This is a genomic window from Mesorhizobium intechi, from assembly GCF_002879535.1.
GTDB classification, from domain to species: Bacteria; Pseudomonadota; Alphaproteobacteria; order Rhizobiales; family Rhizobiaceae; genus Mesorhizobium; species Mesorhizobium intechi.
The window spans coordinates 21,092-31,347 of the sequence record NZ_PNOT02000109.1; the positions used below are offsets into that span (position 1 = coordinate 21,092).

At 60.4% G+C, this 10,256-nt stretch carries 12 protein-coding genes; 8 read left to right on the plus strand and 4 right to left on the minus strand.

Translation table 11 applies throughout. The features are described from left to right. The first annotated feature begins 7 nt into the window (after positions 1–7). The 6 genes from trbK-alt to C1D09_RS10230 are packed head-to-tail and all read left to right on the plus strand — an operon-like array spanning position 8 to position 4,907. A complete protein-coding gene (gene trbK-alt / locus C1D09_RS10205; RefSeq protein ID WP_143974145.1) occupies positions 8–376 on the plus strand; it encodes a putative entry exclusion protein TrbK-alt in 369 nt (122 codons plus the stop codon). After that, complete coding sequence (gene trbL, locus C1D09_RS10210) at positions 373–1,740, plus strand: P-type conjugative transfer protein TrbL (protein WP_143974146.1); 1,368 nt, start codon at positions 373–375, stop codon at positions 1,738–1,740. Before trbK-alt ends, trbL begins: the two co-directional genes overlap by 4 nt. Next, positions 1,737–2,423 (plus strand): conjugal transfer protein TrbF, encoded by a 687-nt coding sequence (gene trbF / locus C1D09_RS10215; RefSeq protein WP_143974147.1) that lies wholly within the window; start codon positions 1,737–1,739, stop codon positions 2,421–2,423. The genes trbL and trbF overlap by 4 nt, the downstream gene beginning before the upstream one ends. Before the next feature lie 47 nt (positions 2,424–2,470). After that, positions 2,471–3,475 (plus strand): P-type conjugative transfer protein TrbG, encoded by a 1,005-nt coding sequence (gene trbG, locus C1D09_RS10220; protein WP_246135698.1) that lies wholly within the window; start codon positions 2,471–2,473, stop codon positions 3,473–3,475. Then, a complete protein-coding gene (locus tag C1D09_RS10225; RefSeq protein WP_143974149.1) occupies positions 3,472–4,686 on the plus strand; it encodes a TraB/TrbI/VirB10 family type IV secretion system protein in 1,215 nt (404 codons plus the stop codon). Before trbG ends, C1D09_RS10225 begins: the two co-directional genes overlap by 4 nt. After that, a complete protein-coding gene (locus tag C1D09_RS10230; protein ID WP_136616899.1) occupies positions 4,683–4,907 on the plus strand; it encodes a DUF2274 domain-containing protein in 225 nt (74 codons plus the stop codon). Before C1D09_RS10225 ends, C1D09_RS10230 begins: the two co-directional genes overlap by 4 nt. On the opposite strand, the gene C1D09_RS10235 is transcribed toward C1D09_RS10230, so the two are convergent. The 4 genes from C1D09_RS10235 to C1D09_RS10255 all read right to left on the minus strand — a co-directional run bounded on the left by C1D09_RS10235 (position 4,899) and on the right by C1D09_RS10255 (position 8,323). Further along, positions 4,899–5,318, minus strand: a complete 420-nt coding sequence (locus C1D09_RS10235; protein WP_143974150.1) for a LysR family transcriptional regulator — start codon at positions 5,316–5,318, stop codon at positions 4,899–4,901. The genes C1D09_RS10230 and C1D09_RS10235 overlap by 9 nt on opposite strands. A gap of 15 nt (positions 5,319–5,333) precedes the next feature. Then, the gene (locus C1D09_RS10240) at positions 5,334–5,942 is read right to left on the minus strand and encodes an acyl-homoserine-lactone synthase (protein ID WP_143974151.1); all 609 of its coding nucleotides are present in this window, start codon (positions 5,940–5,942) and stop codon (positions 5,334–5,336) included. A gap of 81 nt (positions 5,943–6,023) precedes the next feature. Beyond that, positions 6,024–6,776 carry a helix-turn-helix transcriptional regulator gene (locus C1D09_RS10245; protein ID WP_143974152.1) on the minus strand — a complete coding sequence of 251 codons (753 nt, stop codon included), beginning with the start codon at positions 6,774–6,776 and terminating at the stop codon, positions 6,024–6,026. 392 nt (positions 6,777–7,168) lie between these two features. Next, complete coding sequence (locus C1D09_RS10255; protein ID WP_143974154.1) at positions 7,169–8,323, minus strand: DmpA family aminopeptidase; 1,155 nt, start codon at positions 8,321–8,323, stop codon at positions 7,169–7,171. A 412-nt stretch (positions 8,324–8,735) separates the two neighbouring features. Between C1D09_RS10255 and C1D09_RS10260 the strand changes: the two genes are divergently transcribed. Further along, on the plus strand, positions 8,736–9,728 hold the full coding sequence (locus tag C1D09_RS10260) for an ABC transporter permease (protein WP_167514562.1): 993 nt from the start codon (positions 8,736–8,738) through the stop codon (positions 9,726–9,728). Between the two features lie 2 nt (positions 9,729–9,730). Next, positions 9,731–10,256 (plus strand): ABC transporter permease subunit (locus tag C1D09_RS10265; RefSeq protein ID WP_167514563.1); only part of this gene is annotated, 526 nt, incomplete at its 3' end.

The window sequence follows — 10,256 nt, forward strand, 5'->3', positions numbered from 1 at the left end:
GGTCACCATGGATCTCAAGATCGCCGCCCGGATGACAGCCGTTCTTGCCCTTGGCGCCGCCATAACCGCCGCCTTCATGGCGTTGCGTGGCGACGGCTCGCAGGACGCGTCCTCCCCGCGCTCCGCACGTCCGGGCGGCGAGCCGGCAGGACTCGAACTTGCGCGTTGCCGGAACATCGGCATGGCCGCGATCGCCGACGAAGCCTGCAGGAAGGCCTGGGCGGAAAACCGCCGGCGTTTCCTTCGGCCGGCACAGCCTGCGACGCCGTACGCAGTTCCGTCAGTCGAGAAGGACCATAGCCGGCTCCTGCCCCTTCAGCCGTCGATGCCCCTGGGTGAGCAAGATCAACGCCGCCCGAACACGGTGACGCCATGAATGACACCGGCGTCATCGACCGCTTCCTAGAGACGTTTACCCGCTACATCGATTCAGGCTTCGGCCTGCTCGGCGGCGAGGTCGCCTTTCTCACCTCGACGCTAATCGTCATCGACATCACGCTCGCTGGACTGTTCTGGGCCTGGGGCGCGGACGAGGATGTACTGCACCGGCTGGTGAAGAAGACGCTCTACATCGGCTTCTTCGCCTTCATCATCGGCAACTTCAATCGTCTCGCCGGCATCGTCTTCGAGAGTTTTTCCGGGCTCGGCCTGAAGGCGGGAGGATCAGCACTTTCCGGCTCCGCACTGCTGCAGCCTGGGCGCGTCGCCCAGGTCGGCATCGATGCCGGCAATCCGATCCTTGAGGCCGCAAGCCAGCTGATGGGCTACGTTTCCTTCTTCGAGAATTTTGTCCAGATCGCGGTGCTGATGATCGCCTGGGCGATCGTGCTTATCGCCTTTTTCATTCTGGCCGTGCAGATCTTCGTCACGCTAATCGAGTTCAAGCTGACGACGCTTGCCGGCTTCGTGGTGATACCCTTCGCACTCTTCAACCGGACCGCTTTCCTTGCGGAAAAAGTGCTCGGCAACATCGTTGCCTCCGGCGTCAAGATCCTGGTGCTCGCCGTCATCGTCGGCATAGGCTCGGGTCTCTTCGGCGAATTCACCCAAGGTTTTGGGGCTGAACAACCGACGATCACGGATGCGCTGTCGCTCGTTCTCGGCGCTCTGTCCCTGATGGGGCTTTCGATCTTCGGTCCCGGCATCGCGACGGGCCTGGTTTCCGGTGCGCCGCAGCTTGGCGCCGGCGCTGCTGTGGGCACCGGCCTCGCGGCCGCTGGTCTAGGTGCTGCTGGTGCCATGGGCGCCCGCGCCGGATTGAGCGGCGGCGCAAGTGCGCTCAGTGCAGGTGGACGCATGTCAGCGGCCGCCGCACGTGGTGGCGCGCATTTGGCCGGCAGCACCTCGACAGCTTACGGCCTCGCCGCCGCAACATCCGGACAGAGCGGTGCTGGCTCGATCGCCGCCGGCATTGCCGGGGTCGCCAAGGCTGGTGCGGGCGCTGCCGTTCAGCCGGTGAAGCAGGCAATGTCGCGCGCGGCTTCAGCCCTGTCTTCCAGCCAGCAGTCTGGCCGCTCGGCTGCATGGACCGCAACGGGTGGAGAGCAGCCAGCAGCAGCTGCTTCAGGGCGTGCGTCGACAACTGAATCCGGCGCCGGATCGCCGCCCGCATGGGCCAACCGCATGAAGCGCGGCCAGGCCATGAGCCATGGCGCGGGCATGGCCGCGCATTCCGTCCGGTCCGGCGATCACGGCGGCGGCTCGATGAATGTTTCCCTCAATCAGGACGACCGCCGATGAACCTCTTCAAACGACCTTCCGTTCGCTATGGAACGACGCCTCAGCCGGAGACGCCGTATCAACGTGCTGCCCAAGCCTGGGATGAACGTATCGGCGCGGCTCGCGTGCAAGCGAAAAACTGGCGGCTGATGGCCTTCGGGTCGTTGATTCTAGCCAGCGGCTTCGCTTCCGCCTTGGTCTGGCAGTCGACGCGTGGCACGGTGGTGCCCTGGGTCGTGCAGGTCGACAAGCTCGGCGAGGCGCAAGTGGTCGCTTCAGCTGTCGCCGACTATCGGCCGACTGATCCGCAGATCGCATGGCATCTCGCCCGCTTCATCGAACAGGTGAGAAGCATCCCGGACGATCCCGTCATTGTCCGCCAGAACTGGCTGCGTGCCTACGATTACACGACCGACCGCGGCGCCGTCTCGCTGAACGACTACGCCCGCCTGAACGACCCTTTTGCCAAGGTCGGCAAAATCCAGATCGCGGTCGAGGTCTCCAGCGTCATCCGGGCCTCGCCAGATTCGTTCCGTGTCGCCTGGGTCGAGCGCCGTTACGAGAACGGAAGCCTGGCCAGCACCGAACGCTGGACCGCCATCCTCACGATCGTCACTCAACAACCCCGCGATGCCGACCGGCTGAAGGCCAATCCGCTCGGCGTCTATGTCAACGCCATCAACTGGTCGAAGGAGCTTTCATGATGTGTGCGGCACGAACAGACAAGAAGACGGAACATACAGCGCGCACCATGACGAAGGCGCGTGTGCTTGTCCTGGCACTGCTGTCGGCGACAGCACTCGCCGGCTGCGCCTCGAAAAAATACATTCCGCCGGAGATCCAATACGACGATGCTGTGCCTGCCGTGCAGAAGGCCGATCTGCCTGGTGCGGTGAAGGTGCCGAAACCGCTTCCGCTGCCCGGCCAGTTGAAGCCGATAGAGACCAGTAAGGCTAAGGCGGAGCCGGCCGATCCCAAACAGAGGATCAGCCAGGCCAATGAGGCCGCACGAATGCAGCCTGTCCGCGATGGTTTTATCAACGCGATCCAGCTGTATCCCTGGAGTGAAGGCGCGCTCTACCAGATCTATGCCGCGCCCGGCCAGGTCACCGACATCGCGCTGCAGCCGGGCGAGCAGCTTGTTGGCTCCGGTCCTGTCGCTGCCGGCGACACTGTGCGCTGGATCATCGGCGACACGCAGAGCGGGGCAGGGGATCGGCTTCAGGTCCACATCCTCGTCAAGCCGACGAGGCCCGATCTCCAGACCAACCTTGTCATCAACAGCGATCGTCGTACCTATCATCTCGAGCTGCGATCGACCGAAAGCACCTACATGGCATCGGTTTCATGGCAGTATCCGCAAGATCAGCTGATCGCGCTCCGGCGCCAGAACGCACAGGTTTCCGCCGCGCAGCCGGTCGCTGCCGGCGTCGACATCCAGAAACTCAACTTCCGCTACCGCATCGAGGGCGACACGGCGCCGTGGAAGCCGCTGCGTGTGTTCGATGACGGCACAAAAGTCTATGTCGAATTCCCGCCCGGCATCGCTCAGGGTGAGATGCCGCCGCTCTTCGTCATCGGCCCATCGGGCGGCTCGGAACTGGTCAACTACCGCGCTCGGCAAAACTACTATGTCGTTGACCGGCTGTTCGCCGCAGCTGAACTGAGGTTCGGCGACAAGACGAGCGAGAAGCGCGTCAGAATCGTGCGCACTGACGGGAAAAGACCGCCGCGCAGCGCGGGGCTGTTCCGATGAGCGACGTTGCAGATTCCCCGAACGTGGACATCAGAGCCGACCTGCGTCTGAGGCCCGAGCCCGCCAGCGTCACGCGCCTTTCGCGCAAGGTGCTGATCGGTCTTGGTGGAGTGGCCAGCGTTGCGATCCTCGGCACACTGATCTGGGCGCTCGACACCAGGCGGCGCGGCAACGATGAGCCTTCCGAACTCTTCACTACTGAAAACCGCTCGACCGCCGATGGATTGCAGACATTGCCGAAGGACTATGCCGGCGTTCCGAAACTCGGGCCAGCGCTGCCAGGCGATCTCGGCCGGCCGATCCTGCGTGCACAGGAGCAGGGCAGGCCGGTCATTGCGCCCGGCATAACCTCGCCCCGCGTCGATCCGGAAGAACAGCGCCGCCTCGCCGAGATCGACGCCGCGCGCATTGCAAAGCTCTTTACCGATACCAACACGCGGACAAATCCAGGGCGGCAGGGTGCTGTCGAAGGAGAAGCCATGGCCGGGTCCATGTCCGGTCTGACGCTCCCTACAGAACAGCGCCCGCTCGACACCGGCGCCACTCCAGACATCCAGGACCGCAAGCTCGCCTTCGTCAATGCGAATCCGGATCGCCGCACCGTGAGTCCTGACCGTCTCGCCGGGAAAGCCTCGCCATATGTTGTGCAGGCCGGGTCTGTCATTCCGGCCGCCTTGATCACCGGCATCCGATCCGACTTGCCGGGCCAGATCACCGCCCAGGTTACCGAGAACGTCTATGACAGTCCGACAGGATCCTATCTCCTGATCCCGCAGGGCGCGAGGCTGATCGGCCAGTACGACAGTCAGGTCGCTTTCGGCCAGTCACGCGTGCTGTTGGTCTGGAACCGGCTGATGTTGCCCGACGGAAATTCGATTGTACTCGAGCGTCAGCAGGGTTCGGACGCCCAAGGGTTGTCCGGACTTGAGGACGAGGTCGACCATCACTGGGGGCAGCTGTTCAAGGCGGCGGCGCTTTCGACATTGTTGGGCGCCGGCTCCAGCATCGGTTCCAGCGACAACGAGAGCGATATCGCCAAGGCGATCAGAGAAAGCGCTCAAAACTCGACGAGCACTGTTGGCCAGCAGATCGTGGGCCGCCAACTCGATGTCCAGCCGACCCTGACAGTACGCCCTGGATTTCCGGTTCGCGTGATCGTCAACCGGGATCTGGTGCTTGCGCCATACGGTGATGAGAGGCCGCATTCATGACTAAGCTCAAGCTCGCCACCATTCCTGATGATCGACAGGTCAAGATGACGATCGATTTGCCTGCCGCAGTTCACCGAGATCTTGTTGCCTACGCGGAGGTGCTAAGCCGTGAGACAGGCCAGACAGTCGCTCCTGCAAAGTTGGTCACGCCGATGCTGACACGATTCATGGCGACGGACCGTGCCTTCAGCCGAGCCCGGCGCGAACCTAAGTCAGAGTGAGCGAGCCGCGGCACGTTTGTCCTCCACGAAGCGCAGGGCGATATCAGGCCTGCGCCGGACGAAATCCGCAACGGCATCAAGGAACGCGATTGCGTGCACGGACGCATCGAAGCCGATCGACATGGCGCCAGCTTCTAGGCCTCGATGTGTGTTGACCATGGCGAGTGCTTCATCGAGGTCGATCAGAACGCGGCGCAGATTGCGCAGAAATTCCGCGCCTTCCAAGGTAGGCCGGACACCGCCCGCGTGACGTTCAAACAGGACCGTTCCAAGCGAGTCCTCTAGGTCACGGATGCGCCGGCTGAGGGCGGAATGGTGGATTCCCATGTGTCGAGAGGCGCCGAGGAAACTGCCTTCCTCGGCGACGACAACTGCGCAATCGAGTGTAATGAGCTGGACGCGTCGCCGCATAGCACTTCGTCGTGCTCAATTGTCTACGGTGCCGGCTCGCGGGCTCGGTTTACGCATCTCGTTCAATCTGGCGAGCGTCCGCTCGTCGAAACTGGCAGTTACAGCCATCGTTTCCTCGCCGCCGATGACCTGCGGTAGGCCAAGCGGTGTGACCCGAAAATGGAGTTGAACGAGCCGCAGCAGCCAGAGTGGATTCATCTCGATGATGATTGTGTCGACTCCTCGGCCTAGTCCCCATTCGACGATACCGGAAAGGAGCGCGTTCGCCACAGGACTGAGGATCCTGCCGCGCTCGCGATGACCGGCTTCGACGCAATAGCGGGTCCACTCCCAGATGTTCGGACCGGCGGGTGGTAAGCCTTCGCAAAGATTCGAAAGGACTTCGGTGAGAAGGTGCGGCCTGATGGAAGGAAGCATCCGTTGATAACCGATGACGTGACCGTCCGGGATAAAAAGCATGTGAACGGCGTGTTCGTCATCGAAGCGGTCCGTTTCGAGCCCGTTCTCCTGCGCAAGCTCAATCCACCTCTTCTCATCTACAAAGACTTTGTGGCGAAGTCGAAATGCCTCGTCCATTTCCTGGCGGTAGGAACTGAAGTTTTCGGCAGTCACAATGTGGAGCATCTGTCGTCCTCCGGTGCTGAAGTTCGACTGACACTGCGACGTTCATCTGCACTCGGATATCACGTGATCCCGTGAGCTTGTTCAGGAAATAAGACCGAGTCTGAATGCCTCGGCGACGGCGTGAATGGTGCTCGTCACGCCCAGCCTGTTGCGTACGATACGCAAATGGGTGTCTGCAGTGTTACTGCTGATGGTCAGGCGCCCAGCAATCTGGTCGACAGTTAGCCCCTCCGCGGCCCAATGGAGCACGTCAAGCTGACGTCGCGACAGGTGAATATGCTTCCGCGGCCGCTCACCCCTGACTAGAACGGAAGCGGATCCAAAAGCACAGGCGGCAACGAGTTGGAAAGCCATGCGCTGGATTGGATCCGCCTCGAGCTTTTTTCCCGCAATTGAAACACCTACCGGCAGGCGTTCAATAGTCGAAAATGCCACCGTAAATCCATCAGACAGGTCGAACTCTGTCGCTTCATTCATGATTCGGCGACCGACGGCGGAGACGTTGCAGAGCGCTCCTACTTCGTTCCAAGTAAACGGAAGACAGCACTGTCTCACAAGACGAATAGTCGGGTCGCGATAGAGGTATCCGCTCGAAAAATATCGGTTTGACCACTCTTCCGGCCACGCATCGAGAAGGACATGTGACAGCTGTTCGCGACGCGATGCAGATGGTGGTGGGATAGCACCAGCGAGAAGATTTGTCGCGCCTAAACATCCCGCGAATGCGAGCAGACAGTCGCAGACATCCTGCAACGTCCGGCTTTCCTGTATGTCTGAAATATATCGGCCGGTCTCTTCAAGCTGGCGGCGCCAACTATACGTCTTTCCCCGCACTGCTTCTAACCACCTAAAGTCCTCGGTATATCTGAAATCGTTTCACCCGGCGTCTCGGGATTTCGTGTCCAACAGTTTGGAGCTCGTCCGCCGAGAAGATGCGAGCTCGGTTTATTACTGGCGACGGCCAGCGACAGCGAGTTGAAAAGTGCTCCGCAATCCTTGCCATCTGGCTTCGACTGCGGAGCACGCTTCCGCCTTGGGAGGCGAGCCTATGCAACAATTATTGAGAACAACGAATGGTTTGCCATCTCTTGGGGTGACACACAGCACCGGTCTTTCCCACGTCTCAACGGCGGTGTTGAAGTTCGTCGCGAAACAGCGTTGTCCATTTGTTTTTACGCGGTTCCTGACGGAAAACCGTGCCGCACTTTTCCGGGATTGCTTCAACCTCACTTCGCCTGCTGCCTGCCGTACAGCCCGAGAAGCTGTTTCAGCTTGTCGTGAGGCAGACCGAACAGGGTGTAGCCGTCCCCGCCCGTCATCGTGTCGGCAGCCACCAGGGCGTTGACGATCGCCTCCTCCGTAGCCTCCACCGTCGCCTGGAACACGGGGTCAAGCTGCCCCGTGGCCAGCATCGGGCCTTCATTTATCTTTTCGTCGGGCACGTCGTTCGCGGCGGAGGTCGTGGAGAAGGAGACGATCAGGTCGCCGGACCCGTTGCCCGAAAAAGAACCGAGCCGGCCGAGACCCAACGAAGCGCGCCTTGCCACGCGGTTCAGCTGGATGGAATTCAACGGAACGTCGGTCGCCACGACGACGATGATCGACCCGTCGTCGGGAACCGGCTTTCCGCCGCTGCCGTCGGCCCGGCACTCCGGGTTCTTTTTCTCGATGGATTGGCCCGGCGCGTAGCACGGCAGCCATTTTGCCGCCAGTTCTCGTCCGACCGGAACGCCCGAAATGCGAAGGACCTGCCGCGCGCCCGTGTTGCATTGAACGAGCACCCCCACGGTGTAGGGTTTTTTGTCGATGGAGATCGCTCGCGATGCCGTGCCGATGCCGCCCTTGAAGCCGAAGCACCGCATGCCGGTGCCTCCGCCGACATTGCCCTCGGCGACCGGGCCTCCATTGGCGCGGTCGATCGCCTCCATCGCGTGCTCCGGCTTGACGTGGAAGCCCTGGATGTCATTCATCCCGCCGTCCCACGTCTCCGCCACGACCGGCGTCACCGCCTCGCCGAATTTCTGCGCGGACCACCGCTGTATGCCGGCATAGACCTGCCCGATGGCGTTGGTGTTGGAAATGCCAATGGGGCCATAAACGAGGCCGAGGTCCTGCAGGTAGGACTGGCCGGTCATTTCCCCATAGCCATTCAGGTTGAAGAAGCCGCCATTCACCGGCTTCGAACTGGCGTGGCCTCTCGGCAGAACGACCGTCACGCCGGTCCGGACCGGACCTTGCCCCACACTGATCCGACCGTCCCCTTCGATCAAGGTGACATGGCCTACCTCGACGCCGGCAACGTCGGTAATCGCGTTGAGCTTGCCCGGCGTCCCGTCGAAATCTACGCCCAGGTCGCGGGCGCGTTCCCTGGATGCCGCCATGCCGCTCGACAGCGATGCCGCAAGCAGGACCGGAATGAATTTCTTAAGCACGCCAAACCTCCCAAACCCGTGGTTCGGGCAACCTTATCGCTCTTGAAAGACAGACAAATAGCGACGCGGGTAATATTGCATCGGATTGGTCGATGTATCACGATACGGTTCTCGTGCAGTGTCGCTCTTCTCTGGCCCGCGCGTTGACACTTACATGGGTTCGACGCGTGCCCGGCTATAGACTGCGGATATTCATGTCCTCCGTCATGACGGGGAAGTGGGCTCATTCCGGCGATTTCATTGCTGCTGTTCTCCGATTGCCCTTCAATACCCTCAGTCCTTCAAATAGGAGCCTCATCCGCAAACCGTCCCGCTGAACGCTATGTCCACGGCTGCGTTCAGTTCGTCTCAAAATATGCTCTTGAGCAAGGTCAGCGTCGTTTGTGTCGTGGGTACAAAACAGCTGCGCCTCCTCAATTCGGCGTTGCGGCCCGTTATCGATGCAACGCCGACGTTTGGTGGTCGCGTATGTTCTTATATTCCATCGGCTCCCAGCTGGTTACGTATGACCGCTTGCCGAAGCGGCCGCCTTGGAGCGGGTCGATACATCTGCATTCACGATGTATGCGCAACATATTGCGGATTTAACATTCTAAAGATTGCACTCATTAATCCATTCGATTGGTTGGGCGGCAAGGGGATATGGCGCATGGAGCTAGTGGGTTTCAGTGCCGGTGGCTGGGGCTGGTCGTTCCTAAGTGGTCTGGTCGTCACCGTGGAAGTGGCAATCCTTGCCCTGCCGCTGGGTCTGTTTTTCGGCCTCTTGATTGCATTGGGGAGGCGAAGCAAATCGCGCCTTCTCAGGATTGCATCGATTGGCTACGCGAATGCATTCCAGGCGATCCCAGAATTGTTGACTATCTTTGCTATCTACCATGGCTGCTCCCATCTCATTCAGCTTTTGATGTCGGGCCTCGATATCCAGACGTCGTGGACCGTTCCGGGTGTTGCGGCTGGGTCGTTTGCTCTCAGTCTCGTGTTCGCTGCGTATTCAAGCGAGATCTGGTTGGGTGCTCTGGCGGGCATCGGGCGGGGCCAATACGAAGCAGCAATGTCTCTCGGACTTTCGGGCATCGTCTCCTTGAGAATTGTCGTACTGCCTCAGGCATTCCGGCTCGCTCTTCCTGGGCTCGGTAATCTCTGGATCATCCTCCTGAAAGATACCGCGCTTGTATCGCTAATATCTGTCTCCGAGTTCATGAGAGAAGTAAACCTAGCGGTTGCGGCAACACATAGATACTTCATTCTCTATCTATTCGCCTGTCTGGGTTACATCGTTCTGACAAAGATATCGGAATTTGTTCTCGAACGATTGAATCTGAGAGCAAGTCGCCACCTTGTGCGGGCGGCATGATCATGGATACTTCGCTGGTCGTCGACAACGCCGGACGTCTCTACGAAGGGTTCAAGCTAACGCTTGCATTGGTGGGATTGTCTGCCGCCTGCGCCGCAATCGTGACCGTCCCATTGGTGTTGGGATTGCGCTCGAATGCATGGGCGCCGCGCGCTGTTTCCGGTGCGTATGTCACCTTCTTTCGCGGGTCTCCGCTCCTGGCTCAGCTTTTCCTGATCTACTATGGGAGTGGCCAATTTCGACCGCTGTTGGAGTATCTCGGCGTCTGGTGGCTTTTCCGCGACGCGTTCTTCTGCAGCGTTCTGGCATTTGCCCTTAATTCAGCGGCCTACACCGCAGTTTTGGTGAAGGGAGCGATCGATGCGCTACCCGAAGGGCAATGGGAAGCTGCTGCTGCTCTTGGGCTTGGCTGGTTCGCTACGCTGCGAAAAGTCATTTTGCCCCAAGCTATCCGAGTAGCCTTGCCTGGCTACGGGAATGAGATCGTTCTCCTGACCAAGGCAAGCTCCATAACAATGGCTGTTACCC

Excerpts from the sequence above, each read along its gene's own strand:
- trbK-alt (WP_143974145.1), top strand. The coding sequence starts at position 8 with ATGGATCTCAAGATCGCCGCCCGGATGACAGCCGTTCTTGCCCTTGGC.
- trbL (WP_143974146.1), top strand. The coding sequence starts at position 373 with ATGAATGACACCGGCGTCATCGACCGCTTCCTAGAGACGTTTACCCGC.
- trbF (WP_143974147.1), top strand. The coding sequence starts at position 1,737 with ATGAACCTCTTCAAACGACCTTCCGTTCGCTATGGAACGACGCCTCAG.
- trbG (WP_246135698.1), top strand. The coding sequence starts at position 2,471 with ATGACGAAGGCGCGTGTGCTTGTCCTGGCACTGCTGTCGGCGACAGCA.
- C1D09_RS10225 (WP_143974149.1), top strand. The coding sequence starts at position 3,472 with ATGAGCGACGTTGCAGATTCCCCGAACGTGGACATCAGAGCCGACCTG.
- C1D09_RS10230 (WP_136616899.1), top strand. The coding sequence starts at position 4,683 with ATGACTAAGCTCAAGCTCGCCACCATTCCTGATGATCGACAGGTCAAG.
- C1D09_RS10235 (WP_143974150.1), bottom strand. The coding sequence starts at position 5,318 with ATGCGGCGACGCGTCCAGCTCATTACACTCGATTGCGCAGTTGTCGTC.
- C1D09_RS10240 (WP_143974151.1), bottom strand. The coding sequence starts at position 5,942 with ATGCTCCACATTGTGACTGCCGAAAACTTCAGTTCCTACCGCCAGGAA.
- C1D09_RS10255 (WP_143974154.1), bottom strand. The coding sequence starts at position 8,323 with ATGGCGGCATCCAGGGAACGCGCCCGCGACCTGGGCGTAGATTTCGAC.